This is a genomic window from Sphingomonas humi (assembly GCF_039536725.1).
Classification (GTDB): Bacteria; Pseudomonadota; Alphaproteobacteria; order Sphingomonadales; family Sphingomonadaceae; genus Sphingomicrobium; species Sphingomicrobium humi.
In genome coordinates this window covers 483,986-508,181 of record NZ_BAAAZD010000002.1, presented here as the reverse complement: position 1 = coordinate 508,181, position 24,196 = coordinate 483,986, and the positions used below count along the sequence as shown (strand labels likewise).

The window sequence follows — 24,196 nt, the reverse complement described above, 5'->3', positions numbered from 1 at the left end:
CGCCCGTGCCCTGTGGCAATCGGCCGGCTTGGCACCGCGGGTATGATGTAATGGTAGCCTGAAAGCTTCCCAAGCTTTACGCGCGGGTTCGATTCCCGCTACCCGCTCCAGCCATGTCCAGAGCCTAGTCTTGCTCCGCCGCGCCAATCGGCTACATGGCGCCATGCAAGATATCGAGACAATCCTCGACGAGCTCGAAACCATTTTCGACCGCTCGGTCCTCAACCTCCGCAATGCCCTGGCCGCTTATGTCGACGACGGCATCAGGCCGGCCCCGCAGGCCCGTGCGGACGGTTGCTTCGCTTATCCCGAACTGCGGATCGACTATGATCCAGAAACGCCGCCCCCGCTGCCCGCGCGCGCGTTCGCACGGTTGAACCAGCCGGGCATCTACACCGCCAGCATCGCGCGGCCCCGCTTGTTCCGGGACTATCTGCGCACCCAGCTTCGCCACCTGTCGGACGACTATGACGTGAGGATCAGCGTCGGCCGTTCCGCCAGCGAGATCCCCTACCCTTACGTCCTTGATGCGGGCGATGACCTGAAGCTCGGCGGGATCCAGTCCGGCGAGCTCGGCCGCTGGTTCCCGACCACGGAACTGGTGCACATCGGCGACGAGATCGCCGATGGCGACTGGGACATGAGCCGTCATTCGGCCCGTCCGCTGGCGCTGTTCGATGGTCCGCGTACCGACTTCAGCCTGGCTCGCCTGCGCCATTACACCGGCACACCGACCGAGCATTTCCAGCGCTTTATCCTGTTCACCAACTATGTCCGCTATGTGGACGAGTTCGTTCGCTTTTCCGCCGAGACCCTTCGCTCGGAAGGGAGCCTCTACCAAGGCCTCAGCGTCCCCGGTGGCCGCTATGACCGCGGCTCACTCGATGGTGCGGAAGAGGAGATCGCCTCCGGCTCGTGGCGCCGGTTCCAGATGCCCGCCTATCACCTCATCGGCCCGAACGGTGACGACGGCATCACCCTGGTGAATATCGGGGTCGGCCCGTCCAACGCGAAGACGATCTGCGATCACATCGCGGTGTTGCGGCCCGAAGCGTGGCTGATGATCGGGCACTGCGGCGGCCTGCGCCCAAGCCAGACCATCGGCGACTATGTCCTCGCCCACGCCTATCTGCGCGACGATCATGTGCTCGACGGCATCCTTCCGGTCGAAATTCCGATCCCGCCGATCGCCGAGGTCCAGACCGCCCTTTTCAACGCTGCCGCCAAGGTCACGGGCGAGGACGAGGACAGCCTCAAGAAGCGGCTTCGGACGGGCACGGTCGTCACCACCGACGACCGCAACTGGGAGCTTCGCTACACCGCCAGCGCGATCCGCTTCAACCAGAGCCGGGCCGTCGCCATCGACATGGAAAGCGCGACTGTCGCCGCCCAGGGCTATCGCTTCCGCGTGCCCTACGGCACCTTGCTGTGCGTGTCCGACAAGCCGCTCCACGGTGAGCTTAAGCTCCCCGGGCAGGCCAACGCCTTCTACGAGCGCGCGATCAGCCAGCACCTGCGGATCGGGATCGAGACGCTGAACCTGCTCAAGGAAGAGGGTGACGCGTTGCACAGCCGCAAGTTGCGGAGCTTCGACGAACCGCCGTTCCGCTAGGATACAAGAAAAAGGGGGCCTGGCCCATGGCCAAGCCCCCTCCCCTGATGTCAGTTCAAGCGCTTAGCCGCGCTCACCAGCCTGGCGCTGCTGCGGGGCAGCGGGCTGGTTGGTGGCGTTGGCGAGCCAGCGGCTGGTCGCGCCGCAGCTCGACGTCGCGGTCACCGGCTGGCCGGCCTGGAACGGCTGGTTGTACGGGAAGCATTCCGAAGCGGTGCCCGTGCGCAGGCAAAGCTGCCCGGCGCTGGCGGTCCAGCTCGCCGGAACCACATTGCCGCTCGGCGTCGTGATGCTGGCTGCGCCACCCGGCTGGAACGTCACGTTGTTGACGACGCCGTTGGTCTCGACCTGAACGGTCTGACCGACGATTTCCGAACCCGGTACATATTGGGCGGCGGCACCAGTCGCGAACAGCGCGGCACCGGCGATCCCGGCAATCAAAGAGAATTTGGTCATAGCAGCACTCCCCACCTGAAGGTTCTATTCAGCCTCGCCCCCCTGTCAGGCAGACGAATGCACAGAAAATAACTCACGACCCCGTAATGAAGTTGCATTCGTATTTAGTCACCAGTGAGTCAGCGAAGCGCTTGCGGTGCCCGCCCTCGACCTTATGACCATACAAAAGCCCCGGGGGAAGATTTCTTTGTTGCAGGATCAGCATGTTGTCGTCGTCGGCCTCGGCTATGTCGGCTTGCCCCTGGCCGTCGCGCTCGCCCGGCACATGCGGGTCACCGGCTTCGACATCGATCATGGCCGGGTCGAGGAACTGCGCCGTCACGAAGATCGCACCCGCGAAGTCGAGCCCGAGCGCCTCGCAGCCTCCTCGCTGGCGCTGACTGCCGACCCTTCGGAAACGCGCGGGGCGGACGTCTACATTGTCACCGTCCCGACCCCGGTGGACAGCGCAAACCAGCCCGACCTCGGCCCGGTGCTTGCGGCGACCCGCAGCGTCGCTGCCATGCTCGATCCTGCGCGCAAGGCGGTCGTGGTCTACGAAAGCACCGTCTATCCCGGAGTCACCGAGGAATTGTGCGGCCCCGAACTCGAACGCGTCTCGGGGCTTGGCCGTGGGACCCACTTCACGCTCGGCTACAGCCCCGAACGGATCAATCCCGGCGATCGTGAGCATACGGTGGAACGGATCACCAAGGTCGTGGCGGGCGAGGATCCGAAGACCACCGCGCTGCTCACCGCCATGTACGGCGCGATGAATGGTGGTCGGATCTTCGAAGCCGCTTCGATCAAGGCCGCCGAAGCCGCCAAGGTGATCGAGAATGCGCAGCGCGACATCAACATCGCCTTCATCAACGAGATCACGCAGATCTTCGCAAAGCTCGGCCTCAGCACCTGGGACGTGCTCGAGGCGGCGCGCACCAAATGGAACTTCCTGCCGTTCGAACCGGGTCTCGTCGGCGGTCACTGCATCGGCGTCGATCCCTATTACCTCGCCGCCAGGGCCCGCGAACTGGGACACGAGCCGCGCATCATCCTTGCCGGGCGCGAAACCAACGATGGCATGGGCGCCTGGGTCGCCGATCGCCTCCATGAGCGGCTCGGCAACAAGTTGGGCCGCGTCCTCGTACTCGGGCTGACCTTCAAGGAGAACGTCCCCGACCTGCGCAACAGCCGGGTCATCGACGTCGTTCGCCGCCTGCAATGGCTCGGGCATGAGGTGCTGGTGGCGGACCCGCTGGCCGACACGGCGGAAGCCGCGCATGAATATGGCCTCACGCTCGTCGATCCAGCGGCAATGGACGACAAGGCCGATCTCGTTCTCGGGGCCGTCGCGCACGCGGATTACAAGGGCTGGAGCGAGGAGCAGGTCCGAGCACTCCTGAAGCAGGACGGACAGGTCGCCGACCTCAAGCGACTGTGGCCATGGGCGCAAGGATCGGGACAAGATGCCTGGACCCTGTAGGACCTTTCTCGCCCGGAGCGCCGACTGAATGCTCAGCTTCACACCCGTCTCACACGTGCGCCGCGCCAGCTGGCTTGGACGTCGACGGGTCCAGCTTCTCGGCGCGTTGCTGGTAGCGGCGCTACTGCCGCTGCTTTTCAGGCTGGTCGTCACGCCCGACGCGCTGTGGATTTCCTCCTTCAACGCATTCTGGGCGAACCTGGTCGCGGTCTGCCTGGCCCTTTGGCTGCGTCTGAGTGTCGAACCCTATCCCGGGATCCGCTCCAGCCTCGTCATCCTGCCGACCTGCGCGGCGGCGCATGGCGTGGTGCTGGCGTTTTTCTTCTTCACCCGCCTGCCCTACGACCGCGTCGCCTTCATTGCCGGTTTCGCGCTGCACGTAGCCTGGTTCTACTTCGTCTACTTCGCGGTCCAGCGCCGGACGATCCTGCAGATCGGAGTCGTCCCGCTCGGCGCCTGGACCAGACTGGTGGAGCTTGAGGGGGTATCGTGGATCAAGCTCGACCAGCCCGAGATGGAACTCGCCGCCCGGTGTGACGCCATCGTTGCCGACTTTTCCGCCGACCTGTCGCCGACGTGGGAAGCATTCCTCGCCGACGCGGCGCTTGCGGGGCTCATCGTCTACCAGGTGAAGCCGCTGGCGGAATCGCTCACCGGGCGCGTGGAGATCGATCACCTGTCCGAAAACAGCTTCGGTTCGCTGGTGCCGGCCCGCGGCTACTTCCACCTCAAGACCCTGATCGATTTTCTTGCAGCACTGATGTCGCTCCCGGTCCTGCTCCCCGTCATGGTGGGCGCGGCCATCGCCATCCTGCTTGACGATGGCGGTCCGGTCTTCTTCCGCCAGCGGCGCATTGGCCATCGCGGCACCCCGTTCGACGTGGTGAAGTTCCGGACGATGCGGGTCGAAACCCGAGACGCTGGGGTGGATGCTCGTCAGGCGGCGATGACCGGCAACTTCGATCCCCGCATCACCCGGGTCGGGGCATTCCTCCGCAAAAGCCGGATCGACGAATTGCCGCAGGTCTGGAATATCCTGCGGGCCGAAATGAGCTGGATCGGCCCGCGGCCCGAAGCCCAGGTGCTGAGCTTGTGGTATGTCGGGGAAATCCCCTTCTACCGCTACCGCCACGTGGTGAAGCCCGGCATCACCGGTTGGGCCCAGACGAATCAGGGTCACGTGGCCGAGGTGGAGGAAATCCACCGCAAGCTGCAGTATGACTTCTATTACATCAAATATTTCTCGCCGTTCCTCGACGTCCTGATCCTGTTCAAGACGGTGAAGACGATGATGACCGGCTTCGGGGCCCGCTGACGGCTTATTCCCTGGTGAGCAGGCGGTAGCTCCACGGCGCGAGGGTCATGCTCGTCGCCGCGTCGACCTTGACCGTCTGTCCGCCGTCGAAGTCGCGGTAGCTGCCGTCGGCCAGCCGCTCGGTAAAGTGCACCGTCTGCGGCTCGGCCGAGAAGTTGAAGACACCGAACACCCGCGCCTGTCCGGCCTGGCGATGGAAGCTGAAGACCTTCTGCGGTTTGTCGTTCACCACTCCGACCATCCGCCCGCCCCACGGGGCATTCCACATCGCCCGGTTTCGGGTCTTGAGCGCGGCGAGCCGGGTAAACAGTTCCCGGTTGGGATGCTCCCGCCAGGCAATCGGATCCTTTTCGAAGAATTTCAGCCGCCTCGTATTACCCGCTTCCTCGCCATTGTAGATCAGCGGGATGCCCTCGCCGGCAAAGGCCAGCACGTGGACGTTCTTGAGCGCTGGCCCGAACACTTCTTCACCGGTGCCGTGCCAGGCATTCTGATCGTGGTTCTCGGCATAGACCATCCGCATCGAACCGGCCGGCCATGCGCTTTCATTCTCGCTGAAATAGCCGAACAAGGCGCCCGTATCGGCCTTGCCCTGCGCAATGTCGGCCAGCGCGTTGTACCAGCCCCAGCCATAGGTCGCGTCGAACGCCTTGTAGTGAAGGTCGCGCATCTGGGCTTCGCCAAGCATGAAGACCGGCTTGATCCTGTCGGCCTCCGCCCGCACCTTCTCCCAGAAGTCGAGCGGGACGTAGGCGGCGACATCGGCGCGGAAGCCGTCGATGTCGGCCTCGCGCACCCAATAGAGCATCGATTCCGCCATATATTGGCGAAGGCCTTCCTTCGAATAATCGAAGTCGATGATGTCCGACCAATCCCACCACGGGGTAGGCCGGAAATCGCCTTTCCAGTCGCGATCGTACCAGTCGGGATGCTGGGTCACGAGCGGGTTGTCCCACGCGCTGTGATTGGCGACCCAGTCGATGATCACTTTCATGCCCTGCCCGTGCGCCGCGCGGACGAAGCTCTTGAAGTCCTTAAGGGTGCCAAGCTCGGGATTGACCGCGCGATAGTCCCTCACGCTGTAAGGAGACCCCAGCGTCCCTTTGCGGTTCTTCACCCCGATCGGCTGAATCGGCATCACCCACAGAATATCGACGCCCATCGCCTTCAGCCGCGGCAATTGTGCCTCCGCCGCCTTGAAGTTTCCTTCAGGCGTGAACTGGCGGGTGTTGATCTGGTAGATGACCGCATCCCTGGTCCAGTCGGGATGCCTGACCCCGCTCAAGTCCTTCGGCGCCCAAGGACCGGCAACGGCGGCGGACGGCAGGACGGCGGTGGCCAGGGCGGCGGCAAGGATGAGGCGCTTCATGGTCGGCAGTGAAGCATGACGCGGTGCGGCCCGCCAGCCACTGCACACGTATTCAGTGCATCGCGCGCCGCCTGTCGCTAAAGGCGCGCCATGACCGACACCATTCACATCATCGGCGGCGGCCTTGCCGGTTCGGAAGCCGCATGGCAGCTCGCTGAAGCCGGGCTCAAGGTCCGTATCAGCGAAATGCGCGGCGGCGGCGATAGCACCCCAGCCCATGACAGCGACCAGCTGGCCGAGATGGTCTGCTCCAACAGCTTTCGTTCGGACGATGCCGACAACAATGCCGTCGGCCTGCTCCACCAGGAGATGCGGCGCCTCGGCAGCCTCATCATGCGCTGTGCCGATGCGACGCGGGTCCCGGCGGGCTCGGCCCTCGCGGTCGACCGCGACAGTTTTGCAGCGCGGGTGACCGCGGCGCTTGACGCGCATCCCAACGTCACGGTGGTGCGCGAGCGGGTCGATGCCCTCCCCGACCATCCCTGCATCATCGCCACTGGCCCGCTCACCGGTTCGGCTCTCGCCGAGGCGATTGCGGCGGAAACCGGCAAGGACGCCCTCGCCTTTTTCGACGCCATCGCCCCGATCGTGCATGGCGACAGCATCGATATGTCGGTGGCTTGGAAGGCCGCGCGCTGGGGCAAGGGCGGCGATGATTACATCAACTGCCCCCTCACCCGCGAACAATATGAGGCCTTCGTCGCCGCCCTGAATGACGGCGAGAAGACCGAATTCAAGGAGTGGGAAAAAGACACCCCTTATTTCGAAGGCTGCATGCCGGTCGAAGTGATGGCGGAGCGCGGCCCCCTGACTTTGCGTTTCGGGCCGCTGAAAGGCGTCGGACTCGACGATCCGCGCACCGGGCGCTGGCCCTATGCCTGCGTGCAGCTGCGGCAGGACAATGCCAGCGGTACCTTGTGGAACATGGTCGGCTTCCAGACCAAGCTCAAGCATGCCGAACAGGTGCGCATCTTCCGCACCATCCCCGGCCTTGAGAACGCCGAGTTCGCGCGGCTCGGCGGCATTCACCGTAACAGCTTCATCCGCTCGCCCGACCTGCTCGACCGCCAATTGCGATTGAAACGCCGGCCGAATGTCCGCTTCGCCGGGCAGATCACCGGCTGCGAAGGCTATGTCGAAAGCGCCTCGATAGGACTCATGGCAGCGCGTTTCACCGCCGCAGAGGCGCGCGGGGAAACCCTCGCACCGCCGCCCAACACGACGGCCCTCGGCGCGCTGCTCGGCCATATCACCGGCGATGCCAACGCCGAAACATTTCAGCCGATGAACGTCAATTTCGGGCTGATGCCGCCCCTTCCAGAGCGGTTCCGCAAGGCCGATCGCAAGAAGGCCTACACCGACCGTGCACGCGCCGCCTTCGCCGACTGGGTGGCGGAGACCGGCCAGCAGGCCTGTGCGGTTGCCGCCTAGCTTCCCACGTCCTCGCTGATCTGGCCGATCATCGAAAGGATGCGATCGCGGATGGCGGGCGACAGCTCCTCTGGCAGCTGGGCGATCACGTCTTCCTGCGCGAGGGTGTAGCGCGACCGAACCCGAACCAGCCGCATTAGCCAGCCACCAAACAGCCGCTCGTCCACCATCCGCTCGTCACGGATCTCGATCCCGCTGTGCCGGGGATCGCGCCTGATCCGCTCGAGCAGCTCGCGAACGGCGTCGGGCGGACCTTCGATGATCTGCAGGAAGTGGGTGCCGTTGAAGATCAGGATCCCGCTGATCCCGTCGACACCGTTTAGCGCTTCGGCAGACTGGTGGATGTCGTGGACCTGCTCGGCCGTAAGGTCGAGCGCCGCGAGGCTCGTGTAGGTAATGCTGAGATAGTGCATGCAGGCCTTCCGGACCGAACGGTCCGCCAGAAGCATATCGCGCCGACATTATCTTGCCAAGTTAAGGGCTTAGTGTCGGATACCCGACAGCCGCGCTCTGCCCGCGACGATCCGAAGTGCCCGCGCCTAGCAACTGCACACCGCCTTGCGCTTGGCCGGCTTCGGCGCAGTCAGCGCATATTCCGCAGGCGTCAGCCAACCTGAGCGGTCACGATCGGCAGAAGCAAACTTGTCGACGGTCTTGACCGCCCATTCCTCGAAGCTCAGCGCACCGTTCCCGTCGCGATCGAGCTTAGCGAAGGCCTTGCGCCTCGGTTCGAACAGTTCGGCGGAAGTGATCCGCCCGTCGTCATCCTTGTCCGCCCGATTGAACCGCTTCTCTTCGCGGCTCTTCGGGCTTGCGAGCGGCGGCGCGCGGAAGTCGGCGGTCGGAACCGCGGCTGCGATCAGGGGCGCATTGCGCGTGACCGGTGGCGCAGCGGGAACGGCGGAAGCGGTGTCCGCTCTGCTGGTGTAAAAGATGATCGCGCCCGAAGAGAGAAGCAGGGCAGCGATGGCGCCGGCGACTAGGCGGGTCATGACGACCTCCCGTATAATCAGCGATCCGGCGCTGGCCTTGTCCGACTTTCCGCCGGGCTCGTCAACGCCCCGTCAGGCGGTGACGGATCAGCGTCCAGCTTCGCCCGGGCGTCGCCTCGGCTTCGGGCGGCCAGAAGCGGACGGCATCGCGGCGGCCGAGCGCATCGAGCATGGTGATGGGGCGCACGGGCCGCGCCGCCGGTGGCGGGACGAGCTTGCGCAGCCATTCGGGATTGCCCGATCGCCGCGCCAGGTCGGCACGGGAAAAGGTCTCTCCGCCAGGCACGTTGCCTTGTCCGAGAAGCTTGCCCAGCAGCGCAAACAGCGCCCTTCCGCGCGGCCCCGGATCGGGCTGTTCCTCAATCACGCCCATCCACCCCTCGGCAAGCGCGGAGCAATCGGCGCCGGTAGGGCCCGCAACCATCAGTTCGGCCGTTATCTGGCCAAGCAACGGTTCGGGCGGAGGGGGCTGAGTGTCGAGCGCCGCAAGCTGGTCCCGCCACCAGGCAAGCTTGATCGCGGCCAGCGCGGGCTGCGCCGCCCCAAGCGCAATTTCCGCAAGCCGATCGTCCAACGCGAGTGCGGTATCAAACGCCCGTCGACGCGATTCTGGCCAGTGCAGCCGGACGAGATCGCGGTCACGCATGCTCTGCTTCAGGCGACGGGGCGCCGGGCCCGAAGCGCCTGCGCCAGCGTGCCTTCGTCGAGGTAATCGAGCTCGCCCCCGACCGGCAGGCCATGCGCAAGCTGGGTCAGGCGAACGGGATATTTCTCCAGGCGCTCGGTCAGATAATGCGCGGTGGTCTGCCCCTCGAGCGTCGCGTTCATTGCCAGCACCACCTCGTCGATACCGCCGGCAGCCACGCGGCGCAGCAGCTGCTCGATCGAAAGGTCTTCGGGTCGTACGCCTTCGAGAGCCGACAATTTGCCGCCAAGCACATGAAAGCGACCGGGGAACAGCCGCGAGCGGTCAAGCGCCCACAGGTCGGACACTTCCTCAACCACGCAAAGACTCTTCTCGTCCCGGCGTGGGTCGGTGCAGATGGTGCAGGGATCGTGCGTATCGACGTTCCCGCAGATCGAGCAGACCGACAGGCGCTCCGACACCGTCTGCAAGGCCGCGAGGAGCGGCTGCAACGCGCCTTCGCGCCGCTTCATCAGATGCAGCACCGCGCGGCGGGCCGAACGCGGGCCGAGACCGGGTAGGCGGGCCAGCGCGTTGGCGAGGGCTTCGATTTCCTGGGAGGCCAATGGACTGCTTCGCTTCGCTCTCGACGACGATGAAAGACCGTCAATGCGAGGTGCGCAGCGACGAAGCAATCCAGATAGGAAAAGCGGCCTGTTTCCGCCATAGCCCGGGCCATGCGGCTCATCTTCATGGGATCACCGGCCTTTGCGGTGCCGACGCTCGACGCGCTGATCGCGGCCGGGCACGAGATTGCAGCGGTCTACTGCCAGCCGCCGCGCCCGGCGCAGCGCGGCAAGAAGCTGCAGCCGACCGCCGTCCACCAGCGTGCCGACGCCCTTGGCCTTCCCGTCCGCATCCCCGAGCGGCTGCGCTCTCCCGACGAGCACCAGGCCTTCGCCGACCTTAACGCCGACGCAGCGGTGGTCGCCGCCTATGGTCTCCTTCTGCCGCAGGCGATCCTCGATGCGCCGGAGCTGGGCTGCCTCAACGTCCACGCCAGCCTGCTCCCGCGGTGGCGCGGTGCGGCCCCGATCCATCGCGCCATTCTTGCCGGAGACGAGGAGACCGGAGTCACCATCATGCAGATGGAAGCCGGCCTCGATACCGGCCCGATGCTGCGGGAGGGGCGCACAACCATCGGCACCAAGAATGTCGGCGAACTGACCGACGAATTGGCGCAGATGGGTGCGCGGCTGATGATCGAGGAACTCGCCTCCCCCTCGTCGCCGAGGATTCAGCCGGAGGAAGGTGTCACGCTCGCCCCCAAGATCACCAAGGCGGAGGCGCGCATCGACTGGACGCGCGCCGCTGCGTTCACGGAGCGCCAGGTCCGCGCCTTCGCGCCCGCTCCTGGGGCCTGGTTCGAAGCGTCGGGCGAACGCATCAAGCTTCTCGCGTCGGAACTGGTCGAAGGCGTCGCTGCGCCCCCAGGCACCGTCATCGCCGACGACCTGACCATCGCCTGCGGCACCGGAGCGATCAGGGCGACTCTCGTCCAGCGCGCAGGAGGCCGCGCAATGCCGACCGCTCAGCTTCTCCGCGGCTTTCCCATGCCTCAGGGCACCCGCCTCGCGTGACCCGCTGGAAGTTGATCCTCGAATGGGACGGCGCGCCGTTCATGGGCTGGCAGCGCCAGGACCACGGCCCTTCCGTGCAGGGCGCGCTTGAGGAAGCCGCGCACCGCATGACGGGCGAACAGGTCACCGCCCATGCCTCCGGCCGCACCGACGCGGGGGTCCACGCCCTCGCCATGGCAGTGCACGTCGATATCGCCAAGCCGGTCGACGCGCACCGGCTGGCCGAGGGCCTGAACGCCCTTCTTCGCCCGCATCCGGTCGCGGTACTGTCGGCAGAGCCGGTTGCCGACGACTGGCACGCGCGATTCTCCTGCCTTGGCCGCCGCTACCTTTATCGCATCGCCAACCGCCGCGCCCCGCTGACGCTCGATCGGGGGCGGGCATGGCGGATCGCCAAGCCCCTCGATGTCGGACGGATGCAGGAAGCTGCCGCCCATCTCGTCGGCCATCACGATTTCACTACCTTCCGATCGGTCCATTGCCAGTCGGACAGCCCGGTGAAGACGCTCGACCGGCTGGACGTAAAGGCGAACGGCGCGGAGGTTCACGTCCACGCCGCCGCTCGATCCTTCCTCCACCACCAGGTCCGTTCGATGGTCGGCTGCCTTAGCCTCGTCGGGCTTGGCCAATGGTCGCCCGGAGACATGAAGCGCGCACTCGAAGCGAAGGACCGCGCGGCGCTTGGGCTGAACGCGCCCGCCGAGGGGCTTTACTTCGCCCAAGCGCTCTACGACACCGCGGCACAGTGAACACGCCCCTCACCTCCCCGCTGCAGATCCGCGACTTCCGTCTCTACTGGTGCGCCCGCTTTGCAGCGGTGCTGGCGACCATGGGGATGGTCGTCATCATCGGCTACCAGGTCTACGACGTCGCCCGCTCCGACTATGGCATGAGCATCCGCCAGGCCTCGTTGATGCTCGGCCTCCTCGGCGCGGTGCAATTCGTGCCGCTGGCGCTGCTGACCCCGGTCGCCGGCTGGACCGCCGATCGCTTCGAGCGGCGGACCGTGGCGCGCTTCGCCAATGCGATCGACATGCTCGTCGCCCTGACGCTCGGGCTCGTCACCTACGCCGACGTGCTGAGCCTGCCGCTGCTGTTTATCTTGGCCGCGCTGCACGGTGTCGCGCGGGTCTTCGTCGGCCCGAGCATGTCGGCGATCGCGCCCAACATCGTCCCTGCCGAGCTGTTGCCCAAGGCGATCGCCTTGTCCTCGATCGCCTGGCAGTCGGCCTCGGTCGCCGGCCCTGCGCTCGGCGGCTTCCTCTATGCTGCCGGCGCACCCTTACCCTACTGGTCGGCGGCAGCGCTGATGCTGGTGGCGATCCTGCTCCTGACCCCGGTTCGCCGGATCATGCCGCCGCCGATGCAGGGCAGCACGCACCCGATCCGGCAGATGGTCGACGGGCTGACCTATGTGCGGCGCCACAACTTCCTTCTCGGCGCGATCACGCTCGACCTGTTCGCGGTGCTGCTGGGCGGGGCAACCGCGATGCTGCCGGTGTTCGCCCGCGACATCCTCTTCATCGATGGCCAGCCAGTCGGAACGCAGGGCCTCGGCCTGATGCGCGGGGCGCCGGCGGTCGGCGCGGCGCTGGTCGCTGGCTGGTTCGCTTGGGCGCCACTCCGGAACAATGTCGGCATCAAGATGCTATGGTCGGTCGCCGCCTTTGGCCTGATGACGGTCATCTTCGGCCTGTCGACCAATTTCCTCCTCAGCCTCGGTGCCCTGGCGATCCTCGGTGCCGCCGACATGCTCAGCGTCTATGTCCGCTCGAGCCTCGTCCAGCTTCACACCCCCGACATGATGCGCGGACGGGTGTCGGCGGTCAGCGGTCTTGCCATCAGCGCCTCCAATGAACTTGGCGAGCTTCAATCGGGGCTTGCCGCCGCGCTGCTCGGCCCAGCGGGGGCCGTGGTCGCCGGCGGCGCTGCAGCCATTGGTATTGCGGGGGCGTGGTCCTATCTCTTCCCCGAACTGAGGCGCGCGAAGACCTTCGATCCGCCTCCAGAAGTGCTCGCCCAAGCAGTCCAAGAGGAGAAACCTGCGTGAAGGCCGACAACATCCTGGCCACCATCGGCCAGACCCCGCACATCCGGATCAACCGCCTGTTCCCCGCGGGCGCCGAAGTCTGGATCAAGTCCGAGCGGTCCAATCCTGCCGGCTCGGTCAAGGATCGTATCGCCGTCGCCATGATCGAGGCGGCCGAGCGTGACGGGTCGCTGAAGCCGGGCGGCACCATCGTCGAGCCGACCAGCGGCAACACCGGCGTCGGCCTCGCGATGGTCGCGGCGGTGAAGGGCTACAAGCTGATCCTGGTCATGCCCGACAGCATGAGCGTCGAGCGCCGCCGCCTGATGCTGGCCTTTGGCGCGACCTTCGACCTCACCCCGCGGGAAAAGGGCATGAAGGGCGCGATCGCCCGCGCCGAGGAGATCGTTGCCGCAACGCCGGGTGCCTGGATGCCGCAGCAGTTCGATAACCCCGCCAACATCGACGTCCACGTCCGCACCACCGTGCCCGAGATCCTCGCCGATTTCGGCGACGACGACCGCGGCTTCGATGCTCTGATCACCGGCGTCGGCACCGGCGGCCACATCACCGCCGCTGGCCGCGAACTCAAGAAGCGCTGGCCCAAGCTCAAGGTGTTCGCGGTCGAACCGACCCTGTCGCCGGTCATCTCGGGCGGACAGCCCTCGCCGCACCCGATCCAGGGCATCGGTGCGGGCTTCATTCCGACCAACCTCGACATGAGCGTGCTCGACGGGGTGATCCAGGTCGCCCCCGAGGACGCCAAGGAAATGGCCCGCCGGTCGGCCCGGGAAGAAGGCATCCTTGTTGGGATCAGTTCGGGCGCGACCCTTGCCGCCATCGCCCAGAAGCTTCCCGAGCTCGGACCCAATCCGCGGGTCCTCGGCTTCAATTACGATACGGGCGAGCGGTACCTGTCGGTCCCCGACTTCCTGCCCGAACAGGGTTGAACGCCGATTAAGGGTCCATTCTAGAGAAAGCATTAACTCGGATTGGTATAACTGGTCCTGCTCGGGGGACGGGCAGGAACCAGCGATGTGTCACCCACGACTTGATTTTGCGAATATGGCCGGGGGAGAGAAGGGCCGCGCATCGGTACGCGAGGCGATGACCTTCGACATCCTCCGGCCGCGCACCGACGAGGACGAAATCCTCCAGGCCAAGCGGATTGCCCTGTGGTCCTATGCGCCTGCGCTGCTTGCCGCGACCCACCTCATCATCGGCAGTATCCTGATCCTGCGCGAACAGGGCAACATGGACGGCGCCCAGCTGGCGCTTGCCCTGACCCCGGTGATGATCGCCGTCCTGCTCGATGCTGCCGCTGGCCTGCTTCTCTTCGCCCGCCCGCGCCTTGGAATTTCTCCGGTGGTGACGGCCAAGCTCATCCATTGCTGGTTCGCGGCGACTGGCATCCTTTGGGTCCTGTTCGGCGGCGCCGCTTATGGCGGATTGCAGGACGAGAGTTTCCTTCCGCTGGCCCTCGGATCGGGGCTGGCGATCAAGGCGATGTTGTCGATCGGCTCCCCACCGGCAGCGATCGTCAATGCCCTGTTCGCGGCGATCGGTGTTTACCTCTTCTCCAGCGATCCGTTGCTGCGCGCGGCGATCCCGTTGCTCGGGCTGCTCACCGCCACCTATTCGATCATCATCACCCAGATGATGCTGGCCAACAGCCGCCGCCGCATGGCCGTCGACTGGCAGGCGAAGAAAGCCCTCAATTTCGTCGAGGAATTTGAGAACAGCGGGCGCGGCTGGTTCTGGGAGACCAATGCCGCCGGCACCCTGTCCTATGTCAGCCAGCAGCTGGCAGACGACTTCAAGACCACGCCCGAAGCCCTGCTCGGCCGCCAGTTCACCGACCTGCTTTCGGTCGATAACGGCCGCAACCAGGATCTGCGCGAACAACGAACGCTCGGCTTCCACCTTTCCGCGCGCTTCCCCTTTTCCGACGTCGTGGTCCGCCCAGCTAGCGACGAGGACGTGCAATGGTCGCTGTCGGGCAATCCGGTGTTCGACCAGAACGGCCGCTTTTACGGATTCCGCGGGATCGGAACCGACCTCACCGAGCAGCGGCGGACTGAACAGGAAATCAGCCGCCTCGCCCGCTCCGATTCGCTGACGGGCCTGCCGAACCGGGCGATGATGCGCCAGACGCTCGACGAAGGCTTGCGCAATGCCAAGCACCGCCAGCGCGGCTGTGCACTTCTCCTGATCGACCTCGACCGCTTCAAGAACGTCAACGACACCCTTGGCCATCCCGCCGGGGACGCGCTGCTTAAGCAGGTCGCCCAGCGGCTGACCCGCGCGGTCGGCGACCACGGACAGGTAGGCCGCCTTGGCGGTGACGAGTTCAAGGCGGTCATCCCGGGCACGATCGACACCGACCTGCTGGGCCAGATCGCGTCGAACCTGATCGAGGAAGTGTCGCGACCCTACATGCTCGACGGGCACCGGATCAGCATCGGGGCCTCGGTCGGCGTGGCGATCGGCGATCCGTGGCGGTCATGCGCGGACTCGATGATTCGCAATGCCGACCTCGCGCTCTACGCCGCCAAGGCCGCCGGTCGCGGCCGCTACCGCTTTTACGAACCATCGATGCACAACAATGCCGCCAACCGGCAAATGCTCGAAAATGACCTGCGCGGCGCGATGGAGCGCGACGAATTGTCGGTGGTGTTCCAGCCCATCTTCCGGGCTGCTGGCGAAGATGTCGTCGGATTCGAAGCGCTCGTCCGCTGGCAGCACCCGAAACGCGGCCTCGTCTCCCCCACCGAATTCATTCCCCTCGCCGAGGAATGCGGGCTGATCGGCGTCATTGGGGAGTGGGTGATGGTGGAGGCGCTGCAGGCGGTCCACTCATGGCCCGCCAGCTTCCGGCTTGCGATCAACCTGTCCCCGGTTCAGTTCAACGATCCGCGGCTGGTCGAAATGGTCGCCTCCGCGCTTGCTGCCGCCAGGGTCGATCCATCGCGACTTGAACTTGAAATCACCGAGGGCGTCTTCCTTACCGATTGCGACACCACCGATGCCACCTTCACCAAGCTGAAGGAGCTTGGCGTCCGGCTGGTGCTGGACGACTTCGGCACCGGCTATTCCTCGCTCGGCTATCTGAAGAAGGCGCCGTTCGACAAGATCAAGATCGATCGCAGCTTCGTACGCGGAGCCGGCGTCGACGAAAGCCGCAATGCAGCGATCATCCGGGCAATCGTGACCCTTGCCGAAAGCCTTGGCATGGACACGGTCGCCGAGGGCATCGAAACCCACGACGACCTCCAGCTCATGCGCAGTTTGGGCGTCAGCGAGGTGCAGGGCTATCTCTTCGGCAAGCCGCTTCCGATGAGCGAAGCGATGAGCCTTGCCCACCGCAGGATGGCGGATCAAAGCGACGGCCTGTTCAGCCTCGAAACACGCCAGCGCACGCTGCGCCGTGCCTTGATCGGCCTTGACGGGGAACGCCTCGAGGTCCGCCTCCGCAATATCTCAGCGGTCGGCGCGCTGGTGGAATGCAGCCATCCGGTCACACCAGGGGCCTCCGTCATCATGGACATCGTCGGGGTCGGGCCGGTCACCGGAACCATCCGCTGGGCGCAGCGCGACTGCTTCGGAATTCGCTTTAAGGAAGAATTTGATCTTGATCGCTTATCGTGCGTTCAGGAATCTCAGGTGGCGGTGTCGCCATTGATGGCTTCGGCAACGGAGCTGACGGCAGCGCGTGTCTGACGAAAGAGCTTGGCAAACTCGACTGTCTTGGGCATGTGCGGGATGAATCTGGGAGTTGGTGTAGGATGAAGAGCTTTGCAGCACGTGTGGCCCTGGTGGTCAGTGCGGCTTCTTTCGTAGCTGCTGGACCCGCCTCCGCGGCGGTCGGCGCGCAGACGGCCTCCTACAGCCCGTGGGCGTCCCTGTCCGCTTTTGCGGCCCCGGCGTCGAGCCAGGCGCTGTGCGGCGCGGCTGCTGCAGCGGCTGCGGGCGCGGCGGCTTCCTCGTCCGCTCAGGCCAATCCCTCCGGCTGTGTCTTCCCGCAGGTTGATGCTCCGGTTGCTGCTCCCGCCGCCGAAGCCGCGCCGGTTGCCCCGGTTGCTGCCGCAGCCGTTGGTCCTGCCGCGATCGGCGTTCTTCCGCTGCTGCTTGGCCTGGCTGCCATCGGCGGCCTTGCAGCCCTGCTGCTGGGAAGCGAGAACAACTCGGGCGCGCAGATCTCGGTCAGCCCGTAAGCGCTTCTGCGATCAGCGAATTACCAACAAGCCCCGGCCGCAACGCCGGGGCTTTTTGTTGGGGCCCGCTGCCCCTCGCCTTCCCCGCCGCGCCCCGCTAAGCGTCCCGCCATGGGGGAAATGTCGAGCCTCGAACGAGCATTGGTGACGCAGGCGGCCGAGCTTTGCCGGCTGGATGAGGTCCGGGCCTGGGCCGAGGTCAACAGCGGTTCTGCCAATCTTGCCGGCCTCGACACCATGGCCGGATTGCTCGCCGACCGCATGGCAATCCTTCCGGGCACACTGACACTGGTCGACCCTTCGCCGGTTACCGCGATGGACGGCGGCGGGCAGGAGATTCCGCTTTGCCATGGACAGCACCTCCACCTCATCGTCCGCCCGGACGCACCGCGGCAGATCCTGCTGACCGGTCACATGGACACCGTCTATCCGGCCGATCATCCGTTCCAGTCCGTGCGCGACCTGCCGGACGGGCGCGTGAACGGTCCTGGCGTCGCCGACATGAAGGGCGGGCTTGCGGTGATGATCGCCGCACTCCAGGCGTTCGAGAAGCATCCGGGCGCATCGAGCCTCGGCTATGAAGTCGTCATCAACAGCGACGAGGAAGTCGGCTCCGCCTCGTCGGCCGCGCTGATCGCAGCGGCCGCCCGCGGCAAGATTGCGGCACTGACCTATGAGCCATCCGCATTGCCCGACGGCACGCTTGCCGGGGCCCGGCCGGGATCGGGCAATTTCTCCTTTCACGTCAGCGGCCGCTCGGCACATGCGGGGCGCAATCCCGAAGAGGGTCGCAACGCCATCACCGCGGCGGCCGAGCTGGCGCTGGCGCTTGAGGCGCTCCGCCGCGACGGCCTCAGCGTCAACGTCGCCCGCATCGAGGGCGGCTCGCCCAACAACGTAGTGCCCGATCTCGCCGTCCTGCGCGTGAACCTGCGGCCACGGACGCCCGCGCTCGAGGCCGCGGCGCGCGAGGGCATTGCCGCCGCGGTGCAGCACGTCTCAGCCACGCGGGACGTTTCCATCCATAGCCACGGCGCCTTCGGCCGCCCGCCAAAACCGCTCGACCCACCGGCTCTGCGCCTGTTCGGCCTTGTCGAAGAGGCCGGGCGCGATCTCGGCCAGACCATCGGCCGCAAGGATTCGGGCGGGGTCTGCGACGGTAACAACATCGCCGCCTGCGGCATCCCCGTGGTCGACACGATGGGCGTTCGCGGCGGCGCCATTCACAGCACGGAGGAATATCTGATCCCCGAGTCCCTGGCCGAGCGTGCGTCCCTCTCTGCGCTCGTCATCGCCCGCCTCGCCGGAGGCGCCCTGTGAGCTTTCGAATCCGTCCAGCGCATCCGGACGACTTTGATTCCATTTACGAAATGGCCAAGCTGACCGGAGGGGGGTTTACCAACCTGCCCGCCGACAAGGGCACCCTGGTCGAAAAGCTCGCGCGGTCGGAGCTTGCGTTCGACAAAGTCGAGGAGGTGCAGGGCAGCGACTGCTTCATCTTCGTCCTCGAAGATCCGCGCGAGAAACTGATCCGCGGGACCTGTCAGGTATTCGGCAAGGTCGGCACCTCGCAGGCCTTTTATTCCTATCACCTTTCCACGCTGACCCAGTGGAGCCCGGAACTCGGCAAGACCTTCCGCAACCAGATGCTGACGCTGACGACCGATCTTGAAGGGTCGAGTGAGGTCGGCGGTCTGTTCCTGCATCCGCATCTGCGAGCGGGCGGCTGGGGAATGCTCCTGGCGCGCAGCCGCTATCTCTTCATCAAGGCGCACCGCCAGCGTTTCGGCGACCGCTTGCTCGCCGAACTGCGCGGCGTCATGGACGAGGCGGGCAACTCGCCTTTCTGGGACGCCCTCGCCGGCCGCTTCTTCGACATGACCTTTCCCGAGGCCGATGGCTTCAATGCGGTGAATGGCACGCAGTTCATTGCCGACCTGATGCCCAAGACCCCGATCTACGTCTCGCTCCTGCCCGACAGCGCGAAGTCGGTAATGGGCCAGCCGCACCCGAGCGGCCGCGCCGCGCTCCGGATGCTGCAAGAGGAAGGGCTCACCTTCGACCGCTACGTCGATATCTTCGACGGCGGCCCGACCGTGACCGCCCCGACCGACCAGGTCCGCACCATCCGGGAGGCGGGCGAGGAGACAGTGACCGAGATCGGCGGCGAGCCCGGCAAGACCAAGGTGCTGTTGGCGGCCGGACGACTGCGCGAATTCCGCTGCGCCCGCGCGGAGGTACGCAAGACCGGTCGCAAGGGCATTTCCATCAGCCAGGAGACCGCCGACCTGCTCGAGATCGGCGTTGGCGCCAAGGTGCTGATGGTCGGCCGATGAGCGTCCGCGAAATCAACTTCGACGGGATTGTCGGGCCAAGCCACAACTACGGCGGCCTGAGCCTTGGCAATCTCGCGTCGGCCCGAAATCTCGGCAAGGTCAGCTATCCGCGCGCCGCGGCCCTGCAGGGGCTGGAAAAGATGCGCGCGAACCTGTCGCTTGGCCTGGCGCAGGGCATCTTCCTGCCACAGCCACGCCCCGCGCGCGCCTGGCTTGCCGAGCTTGGGACCAGTCCTGAACAGGCCGATCCGGCCCTCCTTGCCAATGCGATGAGCGCAAGCGCGATGTGGGCCGCCAATGCTGCAACCGTCAGCCCGGCCGTTGATACCGCCGACGGCCGCACACATCTGACCGTCGCCAACCTTCGGACCATGGCGCACCGCAGCCACGAATGGGCGGCCACCCTGGCGCAGCTCCGCATTGCCTTCGCGAACGAGGCGTTTGCCGTCCACGACCCCGTTCCGCTTACCTTCGGTGACGAGGGCGCCGCCAACCACATGCGGCTTTGCGCGGCTCACGACCAGCCCGGCGTGGAAGTCTTTGTCTATGGCGTTGCAGGCGGGCCCTTTCCGGCGCGGCAGCATATCGAGGCCTGCCGTGCGATCGCTCGCCGCCACCACCTCGATCCCGACCGAACCCTGTTCGTCGCCCAGTCCGAGGAAGCGATCGCGGCGGGGGCCTTCCACAATGACGTGGTCGCGGTGGCGAACGAGCGCGTCCTGTTTTCCCACGAACAGGCATTTGCCGAGCGCGAGGAATTCCTCGGTCAGCTGGAAAGTCGTTTCCCCGACCTCGACTTCGTCGAAGTTCCTGCGGCCGAGGTCAGCCTCGAGGATGCGATCCGATCCTATCTCTTCAACGCGCAGTTGGTCACCCCGCCCGACGGCCGAACCACCCTCATCGTACCCGAAGAAGCGCGCGAAACACCCTCGGTGTGGAAATGGCTTCAGCGCCATCTCGCCGGCAATGGTGCGATCCGGGACGTTCGCGTCGTCGACGTGCGGCAGTCGATGGCCAATGGCGGAGGCCCCGCCTGTCTTCGCCTGCGGGTCGTTTGTGACCCCGCTACGGTCGATCCGCGCTTCCTCGTCGATGAAGGCAAGCTCGATGCACTGGCAAAGGTGATCGCCCGGACCTGGCCGGAGGAGATCGAGGTGGCCGAACTCGGCAACCCCGCCCTGATCCGCGACATCGAAGCCGCCCGTGCGGCGCTGCTCGACAGCTGCAGCTTGAGCGAGCTGCTCTAGACGAGGCCCGCGGCCTTGAGGCCCTCGTCCACACGTTCCCGAGCCAACTCGCTGGCCTCGATCAGGGGGAGGCGAAGTTCCTGCGGAAAGCCCGGCCGCACCCGCCCGAGGGCATATTTCACGGGCCCCGGCGAAGCATCGGCAAACATCGCTTCGTGCAGCAGGTAGAGCTGGTCGGCGAGCGCGCGCGCTTCATCCCACCGGCCGTCCAGCGTCGCCTTCTGCAGCTCGGCGCAGAGGCGCGGGGCGACGTTGGCGGTGACCGAGATGCAGCCGACGCCGCCATGGGCGTTGAAACCGACCGCCATGTCGTCGTTGCCCGAAAGCTGACAAAAATCGTTTCCGCAAGCGAGCCGCTGCGCGGTGACCCGCGCGAGATTGCCCGTCGCATCCTTGATCCCGATCACGCCCGGCAGCCTGGCGATCTCGCCCAGCGTCTCGACCGAAATGTCCGCAACCGTCCGCGCGGGGACATTGTAGACCACGATTGGCAGGTCGCAGCCCTCGGCGAGCGCCCGGAAATGCGCGGCGATGCCCGCCTGGCTGGGCCGGTTGTAATAAGGCACGACCACCAATGCCGCGTCCGCCCCGAGCTCCCTCGCCACCTTCATCTTGCGGAGCGATTCGGCGGTCGAATAGCTGCCGCAGCCGGCGATGACCGGAACCCGCCCGCGCGACGCCTCGATGGTCGTGCGGACGACCGCCGCATGTTCGTCGGCGGTCAGAGTCGGTACTTCGCCGGTCGTCCCGCACGGGACCAGTCCGCTGGAGCCCTCGGCAATCTGCCAGTCGACGAAGTCCCGCAGCGCCGCGAGATCGACCTCGCCTGCGGTGAACGGTGTCACGAGTGCGGGGATCGACCCGGAGAACATACCTGCTTCCTCTATATTCTGAGGTCCGTGCGGCTAGACTGGCACCGCGTACGTTCAGCGGCTGATAAGGACTTATCCGCAATCATGTCCAGCATGCGACGAGTGGCTTTCCTCCTTCCCCTGGTTCTGGTTGCTCCAACCGCCGGATCAGCCCAGCTGACACCGGTCAGCGTCGCGCCGCCGGCCGCCGCGCTGGCGCCGGCCAACGACGTCGGTTACGCGCTCAACGACTGGCGGCGGCTGCGCCAGGGGACGACCTGGTCGTTCGCCGACTATGCCCGCTTCCTGATCGCCTATCCAGGATGGCCGGGCGACGCCGCGATGCGCCGGTCGGCCGAGAAGAACATGCAGGTGGGCGAGAACGCCGCCACGGTGATCGCCTTCTTCAGGACCAAACCACCGGTCTCGGCGACCGGCTTTGCCCGGCTGTCCGATGCCTATGCCGCACAGGGCCGCCAGGCTGAGGCACTGGCGGCCGCGCGAAAGGCGTGGAGCGCGTCCGACCTGTCCGCGATGGACGAGATCGCCCTGTACCAGCGGTTCGGCGCAAGCTTCACCACGGCTGACCACGATGCGCGCGTCGATCGCCTGCTGGTCGACCGCGACGCGACCGATGCGGCGCGTATGCTGGCATCGACCAGCGCGGCGCGGCGTCCCGCCTTTGCCGCCCGCATTGCCATGCAGCAGCGCTCCCCCGACGTGGAGGCGCTCTACACTGCGGTAATGGCGCAGGTGACGCAGGATGCGGGGCTGATGCAGGACCGCGCCCGCTATCTGCGCGAAGCCAATTGGCAGAGCGCGGCGCGCCAGTTGCTCGCCCGCCCCCACCAGTTCACCTATCTCCCGGCCGACCCGGGCAAATGGTATGAACTGAAACGCATGGTCGCGCAGGAAGCGGCGGCCGACCGCCAGTTCAGCCTCGCCTACGAGATCGCGCGGCAGGTCGATGACGCGCTGGCGCCGGGCGCAAGCCTGGTCGACCAGCCGCTGCAGGTCCGCGACGAATATACCAATCTCACCTGGCTCGCCGGAAGCCTTGCGATCCGGGCGCTCAACCGGCCGGCCGATGCCGTGTCGCTGTTCGACAAGTACAGCCAGGGCGGGCGTTCGCTGCAGGTGCTGACCAAGGGTGCCTACTGGGCCGGGCGGGCCGCGGCGCAGTCCGGGCAGCTTCAGAATGCCACCGCCCACTTCACCAAGGCCGCGGCCTATCCGGACCTGTTCTATGGGCAGCTGGCGCATGAGCGGCTGGGGCGCGCGATCCCCGCCCCGCTCGGAAGCCCGCAGCTTTTGGTGACCCCGGTCCAGCGCAGCGCCTTCCAGAACAAGGCGCTGGTCCGCGCCGTGCGCCTGCTAGGCAGCCAGAACCGCCGCGACGAGCAGGCGCTGTTCGTGAGGGCCTTGTCCGAGAATTTGGGCGACAGTGCCGAGCGCCTCCTCGCGACCGAGCTGGCCGACCAGGTCGGGCGCCAGGACCTGGCGGTGTGGACCGCCCGCTCCTCCCGCAATGGCGGCGACCCCTTCTATTTCCGGGCCGCCTATCCGCTGCTTGGCGGCGGGATCAGCGGGGAGGATCTGTGGAGCATCAGCCACGGGATCACCCGCCAGGAAAGCAGCTTCGACCGGACCGCGATGAGCGGCGTCGGGGCGCGCGGGATGATGCAGCTGATGCCCGGCACCGCGCAGGAGCAGTCGGGCAAGGTCGGGGTCGGCTACGACCTTGGCCGCCTGACGTCCGATCCAGCCTATAACGTGATGCTCGGATCCTCCTACTTCCGCCGGCTGCTCGACCAGTGGGGCGGCAATTACGTCCTTGCGGTGGCGAGCTACAACGCCGGTGCGGGGAACGTCCGCAAGTGGGTCGCCCGCAACGGCGATCCGCGGGCGAGCGGGGCCGACGTGGTGGCGTGGATCGAGGACATCCCCTTCGCCGAAACCCGCGGCTATGTGCAGCGGGTGCTGGAGAATACGGTGGTCTACGACCGCATGAACCCGCGGGCCGAGCCGCCGCGCCAGCTTAGTCACTTCCTCGGCAAGTCGCGCCTCGGCTAGAAGTCGGAGCATGGCCGACCGTCCCCGCCTGATCACCCCCCAGGGCCTTGCCCGCATCCGCGCCGAATATGGGCAGCTGTTCGGTGAGGAACGCCCCAAGCTGGTCGAGACGATCAGCTGGGCGGCGGGGAATGGCGACCGGTCGGAAAATGGCGACTATATCTACGGCCGCAAGCGCCTGCGCGAGATCGACCGGCGGCTGGGTTACCTGTCGAAAGTGATGAAGAACGCCAAGGTGGTCGACCCCGCGGTCCAGCCCGACCGCGACGTGATCCGCTTCGGCGCGACGGTCGAACTGGCCGACGAGGAGGATGCGCGGCGGACCTTCACATTGGTCGGCGACGACGAGGCCGACGCCACCAACGGACGAATCGCCTGGGGCAGCCCGATGGCCCGTGCCCTGGTCGGCGCGCGGGTCGGCGACGAGCGGACGGTGCGGCTGCCGGCGGGAGAGAAAAGCTGGGAAGTCGTCACCATCGACTATCCCGCCTGACTGCGAAGTTGTCGAAGTTGACACGGTCCGGGGTCCGCGGTGCGGTGGCGA

At 66.2% G+C, this 24,196-nt stretch carries 23 protein-coding genes and 1 tRNA gene; 16 read left to right on the top strand and 8 right to left on the bottom strand.

Annotated elements, in window-relative coordinates:
- Positions 1-36 precede the first annotated feature (36 nt).
- Positions 37-110, top strand: a tRNA-Gly gene (locus ABD729_RS10380).
- A gap of 53 nt (positions 111-163) precedes the next feature.
- The gene (locus ABD729_RS10375; protein ID WP_344710170.1) at positions 164-1,612 is read left to right on the top strand and encodes an AMP nucleosidase; all 1,449 of its coding nucleotides are present in this window, start codon (positions 164-166) and stop codon (positions 1,610-1,612) included.
- Positions 1,613-1,675: 63 nt separating this feature from the next.
- On the opposite strand, the gene ABD729_RS10370 is transcribed toward ABD729_RS10375, so the two are convergent.
- Positions 1,676-2,068, bottom strand: a complete 393-nt coding sequence (locus ABD729_RS10370; protein WP_344710169.1) for a hypothetical protein — start codon at positions 2,066-2,068, stop codon at positions 1,676-1,678.
- A 73-nt stretch (positions 2,069-2,141) separates the two neighbouring features.
- Entirely contained in the window at positions 2,142-2,363 is a 222-nt protein-coding gene (locus tag ABD729_RS10365; protein ID WP_344711464.1) for a hypothetical protein, read from the bottom strand.
- Between ABD729_RS10365 and ABD729_RS10360 the strand changes: the two genes are divergently transcribed.
- Together ABD729_RS10360 and ABD729_RS10355 are read left to right on the top strand one after the other, a co-directional pair.
- On the top strand, positions 2,256-3,530 hold the full coding sequence (locus ABD729_RS10360; protein ID WP_344710168.1) for a nucleotide sugar dehydrogenase: 1,275 nt from the start codon (positions 2,256-2,258) through the stop codon (positions 3,528-3,530). The two genes, ABD729_RS10365 and ABD729_RS10360, sit on opposite strands and share 108 nt — an antisense overlap.
- A gap of 28 nt (positions 3,531-3,558) precedes the next feature.
- Positions 3,559-4,845 carry a sugar transferase gene (locus tag ABD729_RS10355; protein WP_344710167.1) on the top strand — a complete coding sequence of 429 codons (1,287 nt, stop codon included), beginning with the start codon at positions 3,559-3,561 and terminating at the stop codon, positions 4,843-4,845.
- Positions 4,846-4,849: 4 nt separating this feature from the next.
- Here the strand turns inward: ABD729_RS10355 and ABD729_RS10350 are convergent, their stop codons facing one another.
- Entirely contained in the window at positions 4,850-6,214 is a 1,365-nt protein-coding gene (locus ABD729_RS10350) for an alpha-amylase family glycosyl hydrolase (protein ID WP_344710166.1), read from the bottom strand.
- 90 nt (positions 6,215-6,304) lie between these two features.
- Here ABD729_RS10350 and trmFO point away from each other — a divergent pair, with 90 nt between their 5' ends.
- Positions 6,305-7,645 (top strand): methylenetetrahydrofolate--tRNA-(uracil(54)-C(5))-methyltransferase (FADH(2)-oxidizing) TrmFO, encoded by a 1,341-nt coding sequence (gene trmFO, locus ABD729_RS10345; RefSeq protein WP_344710165.1) that lies wholly within the window; start codon positions 6,305-6,307, stop codon positions 7,643-7,645.
- Here the strand turns inward: trmFO and ABD729_RS10340 are convergent.
- From ABD729_RS10340 to recR, 4 genes are all read right to left on the bottom strand, one after another.
- On the bottom strand, positions 7,642-8,058 hold the full coding sequence (locus tag ABD729_RS10340) for a BLUF domain-containing protein (RefSeq protein ID WP_344710164.1): 417 nt from the start codon (positions 8,056-8,058) through the stop codon (positions 7,642-7,644). The two genes, trmFO and ABD729_RS10340, sit on opposite strands and share 4 nt — an antisense overlap.
- Positions 8,059-8,184: 126 nt before the next feature.
- A complete protein-coding gene (locus ABD729_RS10335) occupies positions 8,185-8,637 on the bottom strand; it encodes an EF-hand domain-containing protein (RefSeq protein WP_344710163.1) in 453 nt (150 codons plus the stop codon).
- A gap of 61 nt (positions 8,638-8,698) precedes the next feature.
- Entirely contained in the window at positions 8,699-9,211 is a 513-nt protein-coding gene (locus ABD729_RS10330) for a hypothetical protein (protein WP_344710162.1), read from the bottom strand.
- An 80-nt stretch (positions 9,212-9,291) separates the two neighbouring features.
- Positions 9,292-9,888 (bottom strand): recombination mediator RecR, encoded by a 597-nt coding sequence (recR, locus tag ABD729_RS10325; RefSeq protein WP_344710161.1) that lies wholly within the window; start codon positions 9,886-9,888, stop codon positions 9,292-9,294.
- Positions 9,889-9,999: 111 nt separating this feature from the next.
- Here recR and fmt point away from each other — a divergent pair, with 111 nt between their 5' ends.
- The 9 genes from fmt to ABD729_RS10280 all read left to right on the top strand — a co-directional run bounded on the left by fmt (position 10,000) and on the right by ABD729_RS10280 (position 20,728).
- Complete coding sequence (fmt, locus tag ABD729_RS10320; protein WP_344710160.1) at positions 10,000-10,902, top strand: methionyl-tRNA formyltransferase; 903 nt, start codon at positions 10,000-10,002, stop codon at positions 10,900-10,902.
- Entirely contained in the window at positions 10,899-11,651 is a 753-nt protein-coding gene (truA, locus tag ABD729_RS10315; protein ID WP_344710159.1) for a tRNA pseudouridine(38-40) synthase TruA, read from the top strand. The genes fmt and truA overlap by 4 nt, the downstream gene beginning before the upstream one ends.
- A complete protein-coding gene (locus ABD729_RS10310; RefSeq protein WP_344710158.1) occupies positions 11,648-12,952 on the top strand; it encodes an MFS transporter in 1,305 nt (434 codons plus the stop codon). The genes truA and ABD729_RS10310 overlap by 4 nt, the downstream gene beginning before the upstream one ends.
- A complete protein-coding gene (gene cysK / locus ABD729_RS10305) occupies positions 12,949-13,881 on the top strand; it encodes a cysteine synthase A (RefSeq protein WP_344710157.1) in 933 nt (310 codons plus the stop codon). Before ABD729_RS10310 ends, cysK begins: the two co-directional genes overlap by 4 nt.
- Before the next feature lie 115 nt (positions 13,882-13,996).
- A complete protein-coding gene (locus tag ABD729_RS10300; protein ID WP_344710156.1) occupies positions 13,997-16,651 on the top strand; it encodes a putative bifunctional diguanylate cyclase/phosphodiesterase in 2,655 nt (884 codons plus the stop codon).
- Between the two features lie 65 nt (positions 16,652-16,716).
- On the top strand, positions 16,717-17,145 hold the full coding sequence (locus ABD729_RS10295) for a hypothetical protein (protein WP_344710155.1): 429 nt from the start codon (positions 16,717-16,719) through the stop codon (positions 17,143-17,145).
- 111 nt (positions 17,146-17,256) lie between these two features.
- Entirely contained in the window at positions 17,257-18,465 is a 1,209-nt protein-coding gene (locus ABD729_RS10290) for a hydrolase (protein ID WP_344710154.1), read from the top strand.
- Complete coding sequence (locus ABD729_RS10285) at positions 18,462-19,481, top strand: arginine N-succinyltransferase (protein ID WP_425564887.1); 1,020 nt, start codon at positions 18,462-18,464, stop codon at positions 19,479-19,481. The genes ABD729_RS10290 and ABD729_RS10285 overlap by 4 nt, the downstream gene beginning before the upstream one ends.
- Positions 19,478-20,728, top strand: a complete 1,251-nt coding sequence (locus ABD729_RS10280) for an N-succinylarginine dihydrolase (protein WP_344710152.1) — start codon at positions 19,478-19,480, stop codon at positions 20,726-20,728. The genes ABD729_RS10285 and ABD729_RS10280 overlap by 4 nt, the downstream gene beginning before the upstream one ends.
- On the opposite strand, the gene dapA is transcribed toward ABD729_RS10280, so the two are convergent.
- Positions 20,725-21,600, bottom strand: coding sequence for a 4-hydroxy-tetrahydrodipicolinate synthase (dapA, locus tag ABD729_RS10275; RefSeq protein WP_344710151.1), 876 nt, complete (start codon positions 21,598-21,600; stop codon positions 20,725-20,727). The genes ABD729_RS10280 and dapA overlap by 4 nt on opposite strands.
- Positions 21,601-21,684: 84 nt before the next feature.
- On the opposite strand from dapA, the gene ABD729_RS10270 reads away from it, so the two are divergent.
- On the top strand, positions 21,685-23,652 hold the full coding sequence (locus ABD729_RS10270) for a lytic transglycosylase domain-containing protein (protein WP_344710150.1): 1,968 nt from the start codon (positions 21,685-21,687) through the stop codon (positions 23,650-23,652).
- 10 nt (positions 23,653-23,662) lie between these two features.
- Positions 23,663-24,145, top strand: a complete 483-nt coding sequence (gene greB / locus ABD729_RS10265; protein ID WP_344710149.1) for a transcription elongation factor GreB — start codon at positions 23,663-23,665, stop codon at positions 24,143-24,145.
- Positions 24,146-24,196: the final 51 nt, after the last annotated feature.